Below are 19787 nucleotides of genomic sequence, written 5' to 3' on the forward strand. Positions count from 1 at the left end.
ACCGTTCGGCAGTCGCTAGTGTAAATAAGCACTTAATGGCCGACTCTTACGATTAGACCGTCACCAGAAGCCTGTTTATAGGAGCCGGCGTCACTGTTAGCTGCGGGGGAGATTACAGGTTTTTCTCCCTCAGCCTGCTCAAGCTCTTCAACAAGAATCTGTTCAAGCTCCGGCACACAGGTGCCACAGCCGGTGCCGGCACCGGTGCATTCGCCCAGCTGCTTGACGGTAGTCAAACTCTCCTCGCGAATGGCGTTGCAGAGGGTCGTCTTGCCCACTTGCTTGCAGGCACAGATGGTCTTGCCCTGAGCCAGCTTGCCAGAGGCGACACCTGTCAGAATGGATCGCTCGACATTGTCGTCCACAGGCTCGTCGAGCAGGGATTGCACCCAGTCGAAATCCTGATCCTGAAGGCTCGGAGCCACCAGATAACAGCCACGCAGTTGTTGTCCATGAATCAGGGCAAAACGGTATTGGCCGCGGCTCGGACTGCTGAAATTCAGGTGGCGGGCATTGAGATCACGGGGCTTGAACTGTAAAGGATCTGTAGCGGTTGCCTCGGCATGATTTTCCGTGCAGTAAGGCTTGAGTTTGTTCTCCAGCTCTTTGGGCGTGTCATTACTGGCCACCCGATACAGATAGCCGCCATCTACTTTCTGCCGCACCCAATAATCCAGCTGTTGCGTGTCAATCACGGTTGGGCTCAGTAGCAGGGCCTCGCTCTGGTAGTGCCAGGGTTTGATCGCTACCGGGGTGAACTTGAATTCAGGCTGACCGGATACGGCATCGGTATCCGGGCTGACCAGACTGCAGACACGTCCGGCACTGGCCATAACGCCTGTCCAGTGGATGGGCATGAACAGTTGCCCGGGGGCAACTTTGGAAGAGATATCCACCCTGATGCGTGCATAGCCCCATTCATTGGTCAGTGAGGCAATCTTGCCGTTTTCCAGTCCGTAGAGGTCGGCGTCTTTCTGATTGACCGAGATGTACGGTTCAGGCAGGTGAGCCCCCAGACGTGTCGAAAGCCCAGTGCGGGTCATGGTGTGCCACTGGTCGCGAATACGACCACTGTTCAGGCTCAGAGGGTATTTGTTACTGAGTTTGGATGCCGGAGCCTTGTATCGCACAGCTACAAACTGAGCCTTACCGCTGGGAGTGAAAAAACGACCGTCTGAAAACAGGCGTTTATTTTCAATCTGCTCATCCTTTTTGGCCAAAGGCCACTGTTGCGGAGGCATTTGTGAGTATTCTTTTGGGGTTAAATTGATCAGTCCTGTGAGATCGAGATCCCGTTTCACCTGTTGGTGGTGGTCAGCGTAATCCAGTTCTGTCATTCGGGCATACTCGTCAAAGACTTCACCTTCATGGAGGTAGTTAAACGCGTCGCCAAAGCCCATGCGTTTAGCCACTTCGCTCATGATCCACCAATCCGGTTTACCTTCGCCGGGTGTTGGCAGCAGACGGCGCTGTCGGGAAATCCGGCGCTCGGAATTGGTCACTGTTCCGGATTTTTCACTCCAGCCCTGGGCGGGCAACAGTACGTCGGCACAGCGAGTGGTATCTGTGTCGGCAATACAATCGGAAACCACCACCAGCGGGCAATGAGTCAGGGCGCGTTTGATTTTGTCTGCGTCGGGCAGGCTGACGACCGGATTGGTCGCCATTATCCAGACGGCTTTAATTTTGCCTCGGTCAATGGCGTCGAACAGATCAATAGCCTTGTAGCCGGCTCTGGTGGTCAGCTTGTCTGTCTGCCAGAAATCGCTGACCAACTGGTGATGCAGTGGGCTGTTGAGCTCCATGTGAGCTGCCAGGGTATTTGCCAGCCCGCCCACTTCACGGCCGCCCATAGCGTTGGGTTGGCCTGTCAGGGAAAACGGACCAGAGCCGGGCTTGCCGATTCGGCCGGTGGCCAGGTGGCAGTTCAGAATGCTGTTGACCTTGTCTGCACCTCGTGAGGATTGATTCACTCCCTGCGAGTAGAGGGTGACCACTTTATCGGTGTGAGCAAACCAGTCGAAAAACTGTTTCAGGTCTTCGAGTTCGACTCCCAGGGTGTCCGCCAGAGCGGCAGGATCACAGCCATCTTCAAGAGCGTGAAGCAGGGCGCGATTGTAGCCTTCAGTGTGTTGCTGAACATAGTGTTCATCCACTTTCTGGCAACTGGCCAGATGGCTGAGCAGGCCGTTAAACAGCGCCACATCGCTGCCAGGTTGCAGGGCAATGTGCAGGTCAGCAATTTCACAGGTATCGGTGACGCGGGGGTCAATAGAAACCACTTTCACTTCCGGACGCTGCTGTTTGACGGCTTTGATGCGTTGGTACAGGACAGGGTGACACCAGGCCAGATTGGAGCCCGTAATCACAATCAAATCTGCCAGTTCGAGGTCTTCATAACAGCCGGGGACCGTATCACTGCCAAAAGCGCGTTTATGTCCCGCTACGCTGGAAGACATGCACAATCGGGAGTTGGTGTCGATATTGCCAGAGCCAATAAAGCCCTTCATTAACTTGTTGGCAACGTAATAGTCTTCAGTCAGCAGCTGACCGGATACATAGAAGGCGACAGAATCAGGCCCGTGCTCCTCAATGGTTTTTTGAAAGCTTTTGGCCACGTGATCCAGTGCGCTATTCCAGTCGGTACGCATTCCATTAATAGAAGGATGCAGCAAGCGTCCGTCGGGAATTACCGTTTCACCCAAAGCCATTCCCTTGGAGCAGAGACGACCAAAGTTTGCAGGATGATCTTTGTCTCCGCGAATTTCCAGCTGACCATTGGGCTTCGGGCGGGCTTCGATTCCGCAGCCGACTCCGCAGTACGCACAAGTGCTTTTGGTCCATGGTGCAATGTTAGAAATGGCTGAGGTCACAATAATGCTCCGGGCAATACAACAAAAAAATAAAAAGTGTGGCTGTTATTTAGAGAACGGTTGGAAATCGGCATTAATGGTGTCGAGATTTAAAGCCGGTTACTTAATCCGCATACAGCGATTATTTTCTAAGTCAGCAATAATCAGGCCAGCTATAAGAAAGGTGCTGAATGCAGCAAGGGCGACACAGAGATTGCCTGCTGAATTCCTCTAGGAGCGCTGTATGTAGCAATGATCGCGATCCGGCAGCGCGATTAGAGGAGGCGTGCATTGCCCCCTTTGTAGGGCTGCGGGATCAAAAAATGAGCGGTGGCGTATTTTGCGCTCTATTTATGAGCCATTTTGGTGCCTTAATATATTGGTGCTATTGAAATAATAGACTGGACAATTAATGGATTGGCTGGTTTGTGGGTCTAAAGTGGTGCGTATTGGCGTTATTGTGGTGCGTTAAAGTGTGTTTTTGGGGGTTGTTTGTTTATTTGTCGTTATTGCGCATCACAACATAAGAAAGGATTAAAAATTATAACTTGTTGATAAATATAGGAATTTATTTTTTTTAATTTTTTCGAGGGGTGCTGGCACTGTCTTTGCTCTAGTCATTTCAAGATTTAACGGTGCAGGGCCATGAACATGCCAGTGACAGACGTAGTGAAAGCGAACAAAGCGACAGAGAAAGCCGACTTTACAGGTTCAGTTGCCACCGAGGTTGTAAAGATTCAGGTTTCCAAGCCCGCTGCCGGCGTTGCTCCAGGCAAGGTGTGGCTTGTTGGTGCCGGCCCCGGAGATCCGGATCTGCTAACCGTCAAGGCATTGCGCGTTATACAGCAGGCAGATTTGATTCTGTTTGACAATCTGGTGAGTCAGGAAATTCGCGACCTGTTTCCGTCGTCCACCCCCGCTTTTTATGTGGGTAAAATCAAGGATGCTCATTCCATTCCGCAAGAAGAGCTCAATGAGTTGCTGGTTGAGAAAGCGCTGGCTGGATTGAATGTCTGTCGTATCAAAGGTGGAGATCCTTTCGTTTTCGGTCGTGGTGGTGAAGAAATGCTGCGCCTTAAGCAGTCGGGCATTCAGGTTGAACTGGTTCCCGGTGTGACTGCTGCGGCAGGTTGTACCAGTTATGCCGGAATTCCGCTGACCCATCGCGGCGTATCCCAGGGCTGCACTCTGGTGACCGCTCACGCAGAAAAAGAATTGGGAATCAACTGGGCGTCTTTGGCCTGTATGGATCACACCCTGGTTTTCTATATGGGATTAAGCAAGGCGGGGATGATCAGCGAACGTTTGATGGCGGAAGGTTTGCACGCCGAGACCCCCGCAGCACTGATTGAAAATGGCTGTTGTCCGCAACAGCGCGTAGTTCGTGGGCAGTTGCAGGATCTGGCCGAGATGGTCGAGCGTGAAGCTGTTCAATCACCGGCGTTAATCGTCGTTGGTCAGGTGGTTAATCTGGCCGAACAATTAGATTGGTTTACAAGTCTCTCGTCAGAAGAGAATACCGCCAGCAAACAACTTCAAAAATTGTCAGCCTGATATTGAGGAAATGTCATGAGTAAGCAACGTGTATTGGTCGTCGGAAACGGTATGGTTGGCCACAAGTTTATTGATAACTTGTTGCAGGATTCCCAAGCCGATAATTTCGAAATCATTACTTTCTCTGAGGAGCCACGGCTGGCATACGACCGTGTGCAACTGAGCAGCTACTTCAGTGGTGCTACCGCTGCGGATCTTGCGCTTACAGATGAAGGTTATTACAACGAGAACGGCGTTAACTTTGTCCTGAATGACAAGGTCGTTGAGCTAAATACCAAAGAAAACTACGTGGTAACAGCCAGTGGTCGCAAAGAGTCTTATGACAAGCTGGTGTTGGCTACCGGTTCTTTCCCGTTTGTGCCGCCGATTCCCGGCAACGATCAGGAACACTGCCTGGTTTATCGCACGATTGAAGATCTTGAAGCCATTACTGCTTCAGCTTCACAGAGCAAGGTGGGTGTGGTTGTCGGTGGAGGCCTGTTGGGTCTTGAGGCCGCCAATGCACTGAAAGCGGCGGGTCTCGAAACGCATGTTGTGGAATTTGCGCCACGTCTTATGGCTGTTCAGCTGGATGAAGGTGGCGGTAGTTTGTTGCGTCGAAAAATCGAAGACCTGGGTGTAACAGTCCATACCGAAAAGGCAACCTCTGAAATTGTCGAAGGCGAAACCTGCCGTTACCGCATGAACTTTGCGGATGGCAGTCACCTTGAAACCGATATGATCCTGTTTTCTGCAGGTATTCGTCCGCAGGATGAGCTGGCACGCCAGTTTGATCTGGAGGTTGGTGAGCGTGGCGGTATCGTGGTTAACGATAACTGTCAGACCAGTGTGGACAATGTTTACGCTATTGGTGAATGTGCTCTGTGGGGTGGTCGTATCTTCGGTCTGGTTGCCCCTGGTTACACCATGGCGAAGGTTGCCGTTTCTCATATCACCGGTGGCAGTGAGACCTTTCAGGGTGCTGATATGAGCACCAAACTTAAATTACTGGGTGTGGATGTAGCCAGTATTGGCGATGCGCACGGTAATACTCCGGGGGCTCAGTCATACACCTATAACGATGAAATCGAGCAGGTCTACAAGCGCCTGATCGTATCTGAAGACGGCAAGAAAGTTCTCGGTGCTGTATTGGTTGGCGATGTAGAAGCTTACGGGAATCTGCTGCAGTTAATGCTCAATGATATGGAGCTTCCGGAAAATCCGGCAGGTTTGATTCTGCCTGCAGGCAGCGGTGAAGCATCAGTGGGTTTGGGGGTCGACGCTCTGCCGGATACCGCCCAGATTTGTTCCTGTTACGATGTCACCAAAGGCCAGATCAAAGAAGCTGTGGCCAATGGCTGCGTTGATATGGGTGGTATCAAAGGAGCGACCAAGGCTTCTACTGGGTGTGGTGGTTGTGCCGCGTTGACCAAGCAGGTGCTGGATGCCGAGCTGGCCAATCTGGGTTACGAAGTTAAAAATGATATTTGCGAGCACTTTGCGTATTCCCGTAAAGAGCTGGCTGATATTGTTCGTGTCAAACAAATCAAAACCTTTGATGAACTGCTGGAAAGTCATGGTCACGGGTTGGGTTGTGATATTTGTAAGCCAACCGTTGGCTCGATTCTGGCCTCATTCTGGAATGATTATGTGCTGAAAGATGAGCACATTGGCCTGCAGGACACCAACGATATTTTCCTGGGGAACATGCAAAAAGACGGTACCTACTCGGTTGTGCCTCGAGTGGCCGGTGGTGAAATTACCCCGGAAAAATTGATTGTACTCGGTGAGGTGGCCAAAGAATTCAATTTGTATACCAAGGTGACTGGTGGACAGCGTATTGACCTGTTTGGTGCTCAACTCCACGAGCTGCCGCTGATCTGGAAAAAACTGGTCGATGCCGGTTTTGAAACCGGACACGCTTACGGTAAATCAGTCCGTACTGTGAAGTCCTGTGTGGGTAGCACATGGTGTCGCTATGGTGTTAACGACAGTGTGGGTTTTGCCATCAATCTTGAGGACCGATACAAAGGCCTGCGTTCACCTCACAAGTTGAAGTTTGCTGTTTCAGGTTGTACCCGCGAGTGTGCCGAAGCCCAGTGTAAAGATGTGGGTGTGATTGCCACGGAAAACGGTTGGAATCTGTATGTGTGCGGTAATGGCGGCATGCGTCCGCGTCACGCAGACTTGTTTGCAACGGATCTGGATGATGACACCCTGATCAAGTATGTGGATCGTTTCCTGATGTTCTACATCCGCACCGCTGATCGCTTGCAGCGTACCTCTGTGTGGCTGGAAAACCTGGAAGGTGGTCTGGACTACCTGAAAGACGTCGTGATCAATGACAAGCTGGGGCTGGGTGCTGAGTTGGAAGCTGAGATGGAGGCCAATATTGGCAACTACCAGTGTGAGTGGAAAACCACCATTGAAAACCCTGAAAGGCTGAAGCGCTTCAAGCACTTTATCAACTCAGACGAGACTGACAGCAGTCTTGCTTATGTTGCCGAGCGCGGACAGCGTCGTCCGGCAACACAGGAAGAGCGTATTCAATCCGTTGAGCTGGTTGACTAAGTCAGGTAGAGGAGAATTTACAATGAGTCAGTGGAAAACTATTTGTAGCGAAAGTGATTTAACTCCAAATACCGGCGTATGCGCTTTGGTGGATGGTGAGCAGGTCGCCGTATTTTACTGCGGCAAGACCAAATCTCTTTTTGCTGTTTCTAACTATGATCCCATCGGCAAGGCTTACGTTCTGAGTCGAGGTATCATGGGATCGTTGGGCGATGTGCCGGTTGTGGCATCACCCCTGTACAAGCAACATTTTAATCTTCAGACCGGTGAGTGTCTGGAGGAACCCGAGCATACACTGAAGACTTACCCAATTCGTAATGAGGCGGGTGAGATTCAGTTGCAGGCCGCTTGACCTTCCTCGAGCAATTTTAGTTGTTCTCTGCACTGGGGGCGCATATGCGCCCCATTTTTTTGTCTGCCTATTTTGTGTTTGGAAATTTACTGTTTCGAAAGAAGAGAATCTCCTGTCAGGCTGAGTTCAAATTTGGTGCGCAAATAAGGCGTTCTGCTTCTTGTTGTGGGTGGTCCGGCTATCCCTATTTAAAAATACTGGTTTCTGGTGGTGCGTTAATGCACATAAATGCATGTTTGTGGGGCTTTGTTTGGCGCTTGATTTCGGGGTTTTTTCATAACCTACTGATTTTTAATGATATTTCTCAGGTGGCATAGTGCGTGCATTGAGAATGGCAAGTTTTAACTTTTCCTTAGGGGATGTGCCGCTATGAGTTCCGCTGATAAATTCAACCTTTTCTCGTTTACGGGAAAGATGAAAATCCTCCACCTGAGCTGGATGGCTTTCTTTATTACATTCATGGTGTGGTACAACTTCGCACCTTTGCTTCAGGCACTGAAAGAATCCCTGGGGTTAACAACAGAAGAAATTAAAACCCTGTTGATCCTGAACGTTGCTTTTACCATTCCGGCTCGTGTTGTGATTGGTATGCTGACAGATAAATACGGTCCCAGAGCGGTTTACTCAGGTCTGTTGGCAGTCTGCTCTATTCCCTGTTTTATGTTTGCCTTGGCAGATACCTTTACCCAGGCGGCCATTGCCCGTTTTGCATTAGGGTGTATTGGTGCCGGCTTTGTTGTGGGTATTCGCCTGGTGTCTGAGTGGTTCCCCCATAATGAGTTGGGGACGGCAGAAGGTATCTACGGTGGCTGGGGTAACTTCGGTTCTGCCGCAGCGGCCTTCACTTTGCCTACCGTTGCGGTCATGTTTGGCGGTGATGATGGCTGGCGTTATGCGATGGGAATCACAGGCTTGATGAGCTTGATGTTCGCGTTTGTTTTTTATGCGAATGTAACAGATACCCCTAAAGGCTCAACTTACTTCCGCCCTAAAAACCTGGGCGCAATGGAAGTCACTTCAACAGGCGATTTCTATTTTTTACTGATTATGAAAGTACCCATGTACGCGGCTCTGGCGCTGTTGGCATGGAAACTGTCACCATCCGGTGTCAGCATGTTGTCAGAAACCGTTGTCAACTTGATCTACGCAGGTCTTGTGGCTCTCTATCTATACGATGCTTCTCACGTCTGGAAAGTTAATAAGCATATTTTCAAAGAGCCGGTGCCCGAGATTCATCAGTATAAATTCAAGCAGGTTGCTGTACTGAATGTTCTGTACTTTGCGACCTTTGGTTCTGAGTTGGCTGTTATTTCCATGCTGCCGCTGTTCTTCTCCGAGACCTTTGAGTTGTCTCCAGTCGTTGCAGGTATGGTTGCTTCTGCCTATGCCTTTATGAATCTGATGTCACGTCCTGGTGGTGGTTGGTTGTCAGATAAGTTTGGTCGTAAGCCTACACTGTTGATTCTAACGGCTGGTCTCGCAGTTGGTTACTTTGTTATGGGGCACATTGATGGAGCCTGGCCTGTATGGTTGGCTGTAGTTGCAGCAATGGCCTGTTCTTTCTTTGTCCAGTCAGGTGAGGGCGCAGTGTTTGCCGCAGTGCCGTTGATCAAGCGTCGTATGACTGGCCAGATCGCGGGTATGACCGGTGCCTATGGGAATGTGGGTGCAGTGGTTTACCTGACTGTCCTGTCGATGGTGGAATACAGCACTTTCTTCCTGGTGATTTCTGCGACTGCGGTATTGGGCTTCGTTACTCTGTTGATGATGGAAGAGCCTTCCGGAAAGATTGCTGAGGTAAACGAAGATGGTAGCGTTGAGTTGATTGATGTCGCCAAGGCCTGAGTCTAAGGGGCGCGCCTGCTCCATACAGGCTCCATCCTTTTGAAAAAGACTGTGTTATTGATTTACGGCCATCAACGATGGCCGTTTTTTGTGGCACTATTGAACTATCAGCTCGTTAAGAGTCCAGCTCAGGATTAACACTGAATAAGAGATTTCGGGTTATCAGTCTGTGGTGAGACGTGAAAACCGGGAATGATTGATAGCGCAGGCAACAGGCAGGTTACACTACGTGAAAACGCAACAAGTCGATTCAGAGCAACGGCAAGAACCGGCGGCAGATGTCCTGACGGTGAAGGTCGGTGGTTATACCACGGCAGGTACCAAGGAACGGAATGAAGATGCCTTTGCGGTAAAGTTACCTTCCAGTGCCGGAGTGGTTAACTACAAAGGCATTGTTGCCTGTATTGCGGACGGAGTGAGCTGCAGTGATAACGCTCAACAAGCCAGTATCACCAGCGTGACCCAGTTTATTGAGGATTATTACAGCACACCGGACAGCTGGAGTGTAAAAAAGTCTGCCGCACGGGTTTTGACCTCGTTAAATTCCTGGCTTTTCCATCACGGTCAGCAGAGTGACCTTCGTCATAATGGTTTGGTGACCACTTTTTCCGGTGTAGTGCTCAAATCCAATACCGCCCATTTGTTGCATGTTGGTGATAGTCGAATATTCCGTTTTCGCGATGGCCGATTAAAACAATTGACTCGTGATCACAGCCATAATCAATACGGTCGCAAAAGCTTTCTAACCCGAGCGCTGGGGATGGACAGTCATCTGGAGGTGGATTATCGTCAGGTGTCCTTACAGGTTGGGGACCTATTGGTATTAACTTCGGATGGCGTCCACGAATACCTGTCTTTAGCGGATTCCATCCAGCTGCTTACGGATGCAGGTGAAGATCTTGAGGCTGCGGCCAGGGCCTCTGTTGAAAAGGCGCTGGCCAATGGCAGTGATGATAACCTCAGTTGTCTTCTGGTTCGTATTACAGCTCTGCCGCAGGCGGATGTGGATGAAGTTCATCGCCAGCTGACAGAATTGGTGATACCGCCGGTTATGGATGTGGGCAACAAGATTGACCGGTTCGAAGTGCTGCAAGTGATGCACAGCGGGACCCGCAGTCACTTGTATTTAGTCGAAGATAAGGAGGCCGGACGCAAGTTGGTGCTAAAAGCACCTTCGGAAAATTTCTCGGAAGATCCTCAATATCTGGAAGGATTTATCCGCGAGCAGTGGGTGGGCCGGCGACTGAACAGCCCCTGGGTGATGAAAATTTATGAGCGACCACATGAATCGCCGTTTTTGTATCATCTCTGTGAATACGTAGAGGGACAGACACTACGACAATGGATGCATGATAATCCTCATCCGGAGTTTGATGAGGTACGCTCAATTACCGAATCCATTATCCGCGGGATTCGTGTTTTTCAGCGTATGGGAATGGTGCACCGGGATCTCAAACCAGAGAATATTATCGTTACTCCTCAGAAAAAAGCAGTCATTATCGACTTTGGGACGGTGAGGGTTGATAGTCTTGATGAAATAGTTTCACCCATTGATGATGAAACACCGGTGGGTTCTGTGGATTATATTGCACCGGAGTATTTGCGTGGTGAGAAAGGCTTGCATCAATCGGATATTTTTTCTCTGGGCGTCATTGTCTATGAGATGTTGACCGGAAAGCTTCCCTACAAAACCTCAACCGCCCAGCAGCGCAATCCACAACGTTATCAGGACTGGCATTACTTTTCCGCCCGTGATCATCGTAAAGAGATTCCTCTCTGGTTGGATCTGGCTTTGGAAAAAGCCTGTGCCGAATCTCCGGCGCAGCGTTACAGCGTGCTTTCAGAGTTTTTGGCTGATATGTCGACGCCAAATAGCCAGTTGGTGAGCGAGCGTCAGAATGCTCCTTTTCTACAGCGAAATCCGTTACTTTTTTGGCAGTGGATGTCTGCAGTTTTGCTGGTGATTGTGTTAGTAGAAGCCTGGTTTTTAAGTCAATGACGTAGGCGGGTGCTACGGGTTGTGGTCTTCGTCAGGCGTTTGATTACCAAAGCCGCCGAACAGGGCTGCTTTTTCTTCGCTGCTGACGTTTGTTGTGGGTTGTTGAAGTAGTGAGCCGCTGCAAACCCGGTTTCGCCCATCTGTTTTCGCCTTATACAACCAGTTGTCTGCACGTTTGATCAGCATTTCCGGGGTAAAATCAGAAGTTGGTGTAAAAGAGTCCACTCCGGCGCTTGCGGTCAGGTGTAGCTTTTCCTTGCCAATCATCAGTGGCGTGGTTTCTATCTGAATGCGCAGCCGCTCGGCCACCAGTGTTCCTGTTCTGAGGTCGGTGGAAGGTAAGATAATCAGAAATTCTTCTCCGCCGTAACGGCAGGGGATATCCAGCTTGCGAGTGGTGTTGTTGATTAAGGCTGCGGTTTGTTGCAGAGCCTGGTTGCCGGCGTCATGGCCCCATTGGTCATTAACCTGTTTAAAGTGATCCAGATCCAGCAATATCAGGGAGGTATCCTGACCCGTTCGCAGAGTGCGTTCGAATTCCTGATCCAGCGCCTGATGGATATAGCGAAAATTGAACAGCTCCGTAAGCGCATCGGTTACGACCAGCTTATCAAGCTTGTTGATCTTAGCCTGCAGGGCATCGATGCGGGAGCACAGTTCATCAACCGCCGGCACTGGCTTGTTGCAATGCGGGCACTGATTGTCCAGACACAGGCACTCCCCAGCGGAGATTGGTTGATTGTGTTTATTGCCTGGAGTTTTTGGCACTGGCGCTCCTTTCTGCGAAGTGTCCTCTATTTCATTCTAGGGTGTTCTTCTCCTGAGTCAATCTGATGAGATCCTCTGGAGTGTTAATGTTATTAAAGTGATCGACTTCGTTGTCGTCAAAATCTATATAGCGATGTGGTTGCTGGTCTATAAACCCCATCAAGCGCCGTTTTTTATCTTCAGCTATAAACCTGGAGAGGGGTGCCAGCAAACTCTTGTGCCAAAGCGCAAAGGTCGGGTGCGCTTTGGTTCTGCTGCGTGCCGCAACTATAAGATCCTCAGGTTGTCTGGACTGCCAAAGACACAAAGCCAGATTGTCCGGGAAGCACGGGGTGTCTACCGCCACAGTCAGCATCCACTCGCTGTCTGAATGCTTTTGTAGCCAGTCTAACCCGGTCACAATACCCCCCAAAGGTCCGACGTCTTTAAGATTGTCGGCAAGTTGGGGGATCTCTGAACCCTTTGATTCGATAGGGAGCGGGGTGTTGGTGCTGATCAAAAGTTGATCTGTTTGTGGCCGCAAGCGCTCAATAGAGAGGTTGATTAAGGTTTCACCATTCAGTTCCAGTAACGCCTTATTGCGGCCCATCCGTCGCGATTGGCCTCCGGCCAGTACCAGTCCTGTGATGCGGGGGAGGTTGCTCAATTTGTTTGCCTGCGCAGGATTGTTGGTGTTTGTGCTGACTATTTAAACACGCCTGCTTTTGTGGGGGAATCCCGCTACAATCTTTGCAAGTTACTGATCCTTCAGTGCCCATTGCAAAAAATTGAGAGACAACGATGATAGATATTGATCAGGTGCGTCGTGATTACCTTCAGGGTGGTTTGCAGCGCGGAGATCTCGCAGCAGACCCCATAGAGCAGTTTGAATTGTGGCTCAAGCAGGCGATTGATGCGGGCATGCAAGATCCTACTGCCATGACGGTCGCGACCGTGAATGCAGAGGGACAGCCGAGTCAGCGTATTGTTCTGTTGAAGCAGGTCGATGCCAAAGGTTTCGTCTTTTATACGAACTACGAAAGCCATAAGGCGCAGGACATTGCCCTTAACCCACTGGTGAGTCTGCACTTTCCCTGGCACGCCCTTGAACGACAGGTCAAGATCTGTGGACGTGCTGAGAAAGTCAGCGCAGCTGAATCACTGAAGTACTTTTCTTCCCGACCTGAAGAAAGCCAGTTGGCCGCCTGGGCATCGGCTCAAAGTCGTCCGGTATCGTCCCGTCAGTTACTGATGCAGCAATTCAATGCCATGAAGGAAAAATTCAAGCAGGGCAAGATTCCGCTGCCGGATTTTTGGGGCGGTTATCGTGTAGTACCCAGTTCGATCGAGTTTTGGCAGGGTGGGGCAAATCGTCTGCACGACCGGTTCCAGTACACACGTACTGAAACCGATGGCCAAAGCGATTGGCTAATAGAGAGATTGGCCCCTTAGTGGGCTGATGCGCAGTGGCCGCCATCCAGAACAATGGTATGGCCGGTCACCCAGGCGGAGGCGCGGGCACTCAGGTAAATAGCTGTCCCAGCGGCATCTTCGGCAGAGCCAATACGGCCACGGGGAATAGTTTTCCCAGCTTCTTCTTCGTGACCTTCGAGAGCATAGGCCGTCATCTTGCTGGGGAATAGCCCCGGCGCAATGCCGTTGACGTTAATGCAGTCTTTTACCAGATCGGCGGCCAAATGTTTGGTGAGGTGGATAACCGCAGCTTTACTGGCAGAGTACGAGTAATTGGTCATGTTGGGGTTAAACAAACCATTAATGGAGCCGATGTTGATCACTCGGGCCGGGTCTTCCTGATTGCCGGCGTTACGCAGGGCGGGAAGAAGCTGCTGAGTCAGGAAGAACAGGGATTTCACATTCAAATCCATGACCTTGTCCCAGCCGGCTTCGGGGAACTCATCAATAGGTGCACCCCAGGTGGCGCCAGCGTTATTGACCAGAATATCCACCTTGTCTTCCTTTTCCTGGATGGCTTTGGCGAATGCGGTCACGCCTTCCAGGCTCGAGAGGTCAGAAGCAACGGCGATACACTCGCCATATTCGCTCAGTTCACGGGCTGTGGCTTCCAGCTCTTCCAGTTTGCGGGCAGTAATATAAGTTTTGACGCCGTTCTCGACGAATCCGCGGGCAATCATGGCGCCTATTCCCCGGGAACCTCCTGTGACTACAGCGACTTTGCCTTGCAGATTGAACAGATTTTTCATGGTGCTCTCCTTCGTGTTTTCTGAGATATATCGTTGTTATTCGCCCATTTGCCAAACACCGGGTTCGTTTAATTAAAGACTCTGCTGCTAGAATGGGGATTTGTCAGCGGAGTCATGCGACCTGGCATCGTGGCAATTGACATAGGGGTTTGATGTGAAGCAGGTTAGTGACGCTTTATTCCTGTGTCCAAGTCATGCCATGTCCGGTTGTGACAAAATTGATAAGTTATCGTTGAACAAATCCATAACATCAAATCCTGTACAGCTCGTATAAAAGGAGAGTCCCATGCGCTATATCGCCATGAAAGAAGCCGGTGATGCTAATGTGCTATCGGTAGAAACGACCGAGGCACCACAACCCCAGGCCGGAGAAATTTTGATCGATGTGGCGTGTGCGGGAGTGAATCGTCCGGATGTATTTCAGCGTATGGGCGCTTATCCACCACCGCCGGGAGCCTCGCCGATCCTGGGGTTGGAAGTGTCGGGTACTGTTGCTCAGGTGGGAAGTGGGGTAACTGCATTCTCGGTGGGTGATCCTGTGTGTGCCCTGACTAATGGCGGTGCCTATGCTGAGCAGGTGGCTGTTAACGCCGGCCAGTGTTTGCCTTCCCCCGAGGGGCTCTCGTTGGCAGAGGCTGCCGCACTGCCGGAAACCTGTTTTACTGTCTGGAGCAATGTTTTTGATCGCGGTGCACTAAAGGCCAATGAAACTCTGCTGATTCACGGCGGTGCCAGTGGTATCGGTACTACCGCGATACAGATGGCCAAATGTCTCGGGGCGACGGTCATTGTGACAGCCAGCTCGGACGACAAGTGTCAGGCGTGTCTGGATCTGGGCGCTGACCTGGCGATCAACTACCGTGAGGAAGATTTTGTCGAGGTGATCCAGACGTTTACCAAAAAACGGGGTGTCGACGTGATTTTGGATATGGTGGGAGGTGATTATATTGACCGCAACATCAAGGTGGCGGCGATGGATGGCCGTATCGTCAACATTGCCTTCCTGCGCGGTCCGCAAGCCGAGGTCAACTTTATGCCGGTGATGCTCAAACGATTGACCCTCACAGGCTCTACCTTGCGACCACAGCCTCCGGAAGTGAAAGCCCAGATTGCTGCAGATCTCAAAGAAACCGTTTGGCCCTGGATCGCTTCTGGAAAAATGAAACCACAATTGGCAAAAATATTTTCTCTATATGACGCACCGGCCGCTCATCAAATGATGGAGCGTAATGAGGTGGTTGGCAAAATCGTTTTGGATATGAAGGCGGAATCACCAGAATGACAGATCAGACTATTTCACAGCCCTCTGTTAACGGTCCGCTGGCGGGTGTCCGGGTGATCGAGCTGGGGCAGTTGTTGGCCGGTCCTTTTGCCGGTTCCATGTTGGCCTATTTCGGTGCTGAAGTGATTAAAATCGAACCGCCCAAAGGAGGTGATCCCATTCGGGGTTGGCGAGTACTGGAGAATGGCACTTCCTTGTGGTGGCGTAGTCTGGGGCGCAATAAAAAGTCTGTCACTCTGGATCTGAAACAGGAGCAGGGGCGCGAGCTTGCCCGTAAATTGATGGACAGTGCGGATGTGGTCGTTGAGAACTTCCGCCCCGGAGTGATGGAAAAGTGGGGGCTGGGACCCGAAGAGTTGAAAGCCTCCAATCCGGATTTGGTCTTTGCCCGCATTTCAGGGTATGGACAGGATGGTCCTTATGCATCTCGGCCGGGGTTCGCTTCTGTCTGTGAGGGCATCAGCGGCTTTCGTTATGTAAACGGGTTTCCGGGACAGGCTCCGGTGCGTCCCAACCTCAGTATTGGCGATACGATTTCGGGTATTCACGCTGTATTGGGAATCGTGATGGCGTTGCTGAGTAAAGAAAAGGGCAACAGTGCCGGACAGGTCGTCGATGTGGCGCTGTACGAATCGATGTTCAACCTGATGGAGGCCGTCGTGCCTGAGTTCTCGGGGGCAGGCGTAATTCGTGAGCCTTCCGGTACGACGTTAACTGGCATTGTTCCCACCAACACCTACCGCTGCAAAGGTGGTAAATACGTGGTCATTGGCGGAAACGGGGATTCCATCTTTCAGCGACTGATGATTGGTATCGGCCGTGAAGATTTGAGTGTGGATCCCCGATTGTCCTCCAATGCCGGCCGGGTGGAACACGAAGCTGAAATTGATGAAGTGCTGGCACAGTGGTGCATGGCCCATGAACTGTCGGAGATACTGGCCGTCATGGAGCAGCAGCGTGTGCCTGCAGGTCCGATTTACAGCGTCGAGGATATGTTTAATGACCCTCACTATCAGGCTCGGGGGATGTTCGAGCGGGTTGAAATAGACGGTAAACCTTTGGATATACCCGCGATTGTGCCCAAGTTGAGTCAGACTCCCGGACGAACCCAGTGGCCTGGCGGGGCAGTAGGCAGCCACAATCAGGAGGTGTTGCAGGATATTCTTGGACTAGAGGACGAGGAATTAACGAGATTGGCAGAGAGCGGGGTAGTTTCCTCGCCAAATTGAGTGTTTGATGGTGAAAATCAAACCTGACTGGCTGCAAAAAACACATTACCCGCCATTTTTTCGGTAATATGTGACTCTGCCGTCACAAATAAAACAACTGTTTGAATTATGCGGTATACTACGGCCAGAAAATCCAGACTGCCAGAACATCTAGATAGGCGCTTTTAAGGCTTTTGGGGCCTGAGAAAGCACATGGGTAGCAATGGCATCAGGTAAGCCATATACATTTAGCGAGAGGTGTAAGAGATGAGTCAACGTGAAGTCGTTATTTTAAGCGGTGTGCGCACTGCAATTGGTACCTTCGGCGGAAGCCTGAAGGATATTGCTCCCACAGATTTGGGTGGCATGGTTGTTAAAGAGGCGGTTGAGCGTTCTGGCCTGAAGCCTGAAGACATTGGCCATATCACTATGGGTAACGTGACTCACTCTGACCGTCGTGACATGTACATGAGTCGTGTATCAGGCCTGAAAGGTGGCCTGCCGGAATCGACTCCTGCCCTGACAGTTAACCGTTTGTGTGGCTCGGGTCTGCAAGCCGTTATTTCTGCAGCACAACTGGTGCTGTTGGGTGATGCGGAAGCGGTTGTGGCCGGTGGGGCTGAATCCATGAGCCGCGTACCTTACTGGTTGCCCAAAGCCCGTTGGGGTGCCCGTATGGGAGATGCCGAAATGGTCGATGCAATGACTGGCGCCCTGACCTGCCCAATGGAAAACTATCACATGGGTATCACCGCAGAAAATGTTGCCGAAAAGTGGGGCATCAGCCGTGATCAGCAGGATGAGCTGGCGGCCTTGAGTCACAACCGTGCGCAGAATGCCACTGAGAACAAATATTTTGAAAGTCAGATTCTGCCGGTTGAACTGAAAACCCGTAAGGGACCTGTCCAGTTTGCTGAAGATGAGCACGTGCGTTTTGATGCAAAAGCTGAAGACATGGGCAAGCTGCGTCCGGTCTTCAAGAAAGATGGCTCCGTGACTGCTGGAAATGCTTCCGGTTTGAACGATGCCGCTGCCGCAATGGTGATGATGGATGCTGAGGCTGCTGCTGCACGTGGCCTGAAGCCTATGGCCAAGCTGAAGGCCTATGCTTTTGCCGGTGTTGAGCCAAAGTATATGGGGATTGGCCCTGTACCTGCGGTACGTCAAGTGCTGGACAAGGCAGGTCTGTCTGTTGAAGATATCGATACCTGGGAAGTGAATGAAGCCTTTGCTGCTCAGGCTCTTGCTGTGGCAAAGGATCTTGGATTGCCAATGGAAAAAGTGAACCCGAACGGTTCCGGTATTTCTCTGGGTCACCCTATTGGTGCCACAGGCGCAATCATCACCGTTAAAGCTCTTTATGAGCTGGAGCGTATCGGTGGTAAATACGCTGTAGTCACCATGTGTATTGGTGGTGGCCAGGGTATTGCTGCATTGTTTGAGCGTTGTGAATAACACGTTTCAGCATGAACAGCCCATTAAAAAGCCACTCTTTTGAGTGGCTTTTTGTTTTAAGACAATCCAAATTGTTCTAATGGGATCGAAGAGCGTTTTACAGTTACCGTCAACAAGAACAACGGCTTAAGTCGGGAGAAAGGCCATGCAAAAACCTGAATTAAAAGATGCCACACTCACTGTAGATGGGGCGGTGGCAACGTTTACCATGCAGCGTCACGATGTACGCAATGCTCTGACCGGCACTCAGTTGGCAGACGATATTGTGGCAGTGACTGATTGGGTGAATCGCAACAAGGCAATCTCGGCATTGGTTATTACTGGTGAAGGAAGTGCTTTTTCCGCAGGCGGAAATATTAAAGATATGGCCAACCGAGAGGGTGATTTTTCTGGTGATGTGGAAACTCAGGCCGAACTCTATCGCCAGGGTATCCAGCGCATTCCTTTGGCGATGCACAAGGTTGAGGTGCCAGTGATTGCAGCGGTTAACGGTGCGGCCATCGGTGCCGGTTTTGATTTGGCAAATATGTGCGATATACGTCTGGCATCTTCCAAAGCCAGGTTTGGTGAGACTTTTATTAATCTGGGGATTATTCCTGGTGATGGTGGTGCCTGGTTTATGCAGCGACTGATAGGCTATCAACGCGCAGCCGAGTTAACGTTTACCGGTCGAGTGATTTCTGCTGAGGAAGCTCTGGAGTATGGTGTTGTCCTGGAAGTGTTGGAGCCGGAAGCGCTAATGCCTCGTGCGAACGAATTAGCGCAGGAGATGGCGTCCAAGCCTGCGCACGCAGTTCGTATGACCAAGCGCTTAATGCAGATGGCGCAGCGTCAGCAGTTGCCGGACTTTTTGGATTTGTGCGCAGTGTTTCAGGGAGTTTGCCACAACAACCCAGAGCATATGGGGGCCGTGGAGAAAATGCTGGCAGCAATAAACAGCAAGCAGTCTTAAATTGACCTGCAAAAAGTTGCGAGTCATCACGCGGTGTTGATGGCTTCTCAGATACAGGCAATTGTTAAAAACGTAAAAAAGCCTTTGGTGTAGGGAAGCACCACGCGTAAAGGACTGGCGACTGGGGCAATAGCAGTCGGCTGAAAGCAAGCTCTGAACCAGACATCCTAAAATGAGAACGTCTGGCCAGAGCTTTACGTCAGAGCGTTATTGCAAGCAAACCGTCAGGAAGGCTTGTTAACGACTCATTATTCCGAAAGATTACTCTGGAATGACGTTCTCGGCTTGGGGGCCTTTTTGACCATCAGTAACGTTGAAAGAAACTTTTTGGCCTTCAGCAAGGGTCTTAAAGCCAGAGCCCTGGATGGCACTAAAGTGAACAAATACGTCGGGACCGGATTCCTGTTCAATAAAGCCAAATCCTTTGGATTCATTAAACCATTTCACCTGTCCAGTGTGCGTTGTTGACATAACTTAAATTCTCGAACTGTTTTGAAGGGGCCCCCGAAAGGGATTGAGCAAAGAAATCCAGGTGGGTTTATGACGGGCAAGGCAAGGATGCGCGGAACTGATGAGTGCCGAACGGCAATTTGACGGGTCTATCATAAAAACCGGAAACATAAATACTTGAGCGTCTTCTAACTGACCAACTAATCTTTCTGAAAGCTACTTCCTTCACCGCACCACATTGAGCGGGGCGAAGGTTATAACCTTTCAGGAGAAACAGGATCACGTATCAGGTGCACAGGTAAAAACCTGAATCTCTCAC

General features: G+C 50.8%; 15 protein-coding genes. 10 read left to right on the plus strand and 5 right to left on the minus strand.

Features of this window, described 5'->3' with window-relative positions; all coding sequences use genetic code 11:
- Positions 1-32: 32 nt before the first annotated feature.
- Entirely contained in the window at positions 33-2873 is a 2841-nt protein-coding gene (locus KOI40_RS10125; protein WP_369413176.1) for a molybdopterin-dependent oxidoreductase, read from the minus strand.
- 630 nt (positions 2874-3503) lie between these two features.
- On the opposite strand from KOI40_RS10125, the gene cobA reads away from it, so the two are divergent.
- From cobA to KOI40_RS10150, 5 genes are all read left to right on the plus strand, one after another.
- The gene (cobA, locus tag KOI40_RS10130) at positions 3504-4406 is read left to right on the plus strand and encodes a uroporphyrinogen-III C-methyltransferase (RefSeq protein ID WP_216097565.1); all 903 of its coding nucleotides are present in this window, start codon (positions 3504-3506) and stop codon (positions 4404-4406) included.
- A 15-nt stretch (positions 4407-4421) separates the two neighbouring features.
- Positions 4422-6956, plus strand: coding sequence for a nitrite reductase large subunit NirB (nirB, locus tag KOI40_RS10135; RefSeq protein WP_216097396.1), 2535 nt, complete (start codon positions 4422-4424; stop codon positions 6954-6956).
- A gap of 22 nt (positions 6957-6978) precedes the next feature.
- The gene (nirD, locus tag KOI40_RS10140; protein ID WP_216097397.1) at positions 6979-7308 is read left to right on the plus strand and encodes a nitrite reductase small subunit NirD; all 330 of its coding nucleotides are present in this window, start codon (positions 6979-6981) and stop codon (positions 7306-7308) included.
- A gap of 369 nt (positions 7309-7677) precedes the next feature.
- Positions 7678-9153 (plus strand): NarK family nitrate/nitrite MFS transporter, encoded by a 1476-nt coding sequence (locus KOI40_RS10145; protein ID WP_216097398.1) that lies wholly within the window; start codon positions 7678-7680, stop codon positions 9151-9153.
- A gap of 229 nt (positions 9154-9382) precedes the next feature.
- Positions 9383-11152 carry a bifunctional protein-serine/threonine kinase/phosphatase gene (locus KOI40_RS10150; protein ID WP_369413177.1) on the plus strand — a complete coding sequence of 590 codons (1770 nt, stop codon included), beginning with the start codon at positions 9383-9385 and terminating at the stop codon, positions 11150-11152.
- Between the two features lie 12 nt (positions 11153-11164).
- On the opposite strand, the gene KOI40_RS10155 is transcribed toward KOI40_RS10150, so the two are convergent.
- Entirely contained in the window at positions 11165-11920 is a 756-nt protein-coding gene (locus tag KOI40_RS10155) for a GGDEF domain-containing protein (RefSeq protein WP_216097399.1), read from the minus strand.
- 31 nt (positions 11921-11951) lie between these two features.
- Positions 11952-12566 carry a molybdenum cofactor guanylyltransferase MobA gene (mobA, locus tag KOI40_RS10160; protein ID WP_216097400.1) on the minus strand — a complete coding sequence of 205 codons (615 nt, stop codon included), beginning with the start codon at positions 12564-12566 and terminating at the stop codon, positions 11952-11954.
- A 137-nt stretch (positions 12567-12703) separates the two neighbouring features.
- Here mobA and pdxH point away from each other — a divergent pair, with 137 nt between their 5' ends.
- The gene (gene pdxH / locus KOI40_RS10165) at positions 12704-13351 is read left to right on the plus strand and encodes a pyridoxamine 5'-phosphate oxidase (RefSeq protein ID WP_216097567.1); all 648 of its coding nucleotides are present in this window, start codon (positions 12704-12706) and stop codon (positions 13349-13351) included.
- Here the strand turns inward: pdxH and KOI40_RS10170 are convergent.
- Positions 13348-14121: an SDR family NAD(P)-dependent oxidoreductase gene (locus KOI40_RS10170; protein ID WP_216097401.1), complete on the minus strand. Its 774-nt coding sequence runs from the start codon at positions 14119-14121 to the stop codon at positions 13348-13350. The genes pdxH and KOI40_RS10170 overlap by 4 nt on opposite strands.
- Before the next feature lie 286 nt (positions 14122-14407).
- Between KOI40_RS10170 and KOI40_RS10175 the strand changes: the two genes are divergently transcribed.
- The 4 genes from KOI40_RS10175 to KOI40_RS10190 all read left to right on the plus strand — a co-directional run bounded on the left by KOI40_RS10175 (position 14408) and on the right by KOI40_RS10190 (position 19018).
- Complete coding sequence (locus tag KOI40_RS10175; RefSeq protein WP_216097402.1) at positions 14408-15403, plus strand: NAD(P)H-quinone oxidoreductase; 996 nt, start codon at positions 14408-14410, stop codon at positions 15401-15403.
- Positions 15400-16632: a CaiB/BaiF CoA transferase family protein gene (locus KOI40_RS10180; RefSeq protein WP_216097403.1), complete on the plus strand. Its 1233-nt coding sequence runs from the start codon at positions 15400-15402 to the stop codon at positions 16630-16632. The genes KOI40_RS10175 and KOI40_RS10180 overlap by 4 nt, the downstream gene beginning before the upstream one ends.
- A gap of 246 nt (positions 16633-16878) precedes the next feature.
- Positions 16879-18066 carry a beta-ketothiolase BktB gene (bktB, locus tag KOI40_RS10185; RefSeq protein ID WP_216097404.1) on the plus strand — a complete coding sequence of 396 codons (1188 nt, stop codon included), beginning with the start codon at positions 16879-16881 and terminating at the stop codon, positions 18064-18066.
- Between the two features lie 145 nt (positions 18067-18211).
- Complete coding sequence (locus KOI40_RS10190) at positions 18212-19018, plus strand: enoyl-CoA hydratase-related protein (RefSeq protein ID WP_216097405.1); 807 nt, start codon at positions 18212-18214, stop codon at positions 19016-19018.
- Positions 19019-19279: 261 nt separating this feature from the next.
- On the opposite strand, the gene KOI40_RS10195 is transcribed toward KOI40_RS10190, so the two are convergent.
- Positions 19280-19489 (minus strand): cold-shock protein, encoded by a 210-nt coding sequence (locus KOI40_RS10195; RefSeq protein WP_216097406.1) that lies wholly within the window; start codon positions 19487-19489, stop codon positions 19280-19282.
- Positions 19490-19787: the final 298 nt, after the last annotated feature.

Origin of the sequence: Pseudomaricurvus albidus (genome assembly GCF_018863235.1) — a bacterium.
In the GTDB taxonomy this organism is placed as follows: domain Bacteria; phylum Pseudomonadota; class Gammaproteobacteria; order Pseudomonadales; family Cellvibrionaceae; genus Pseudomaricurvus; species Pseudomaricurvus albidus.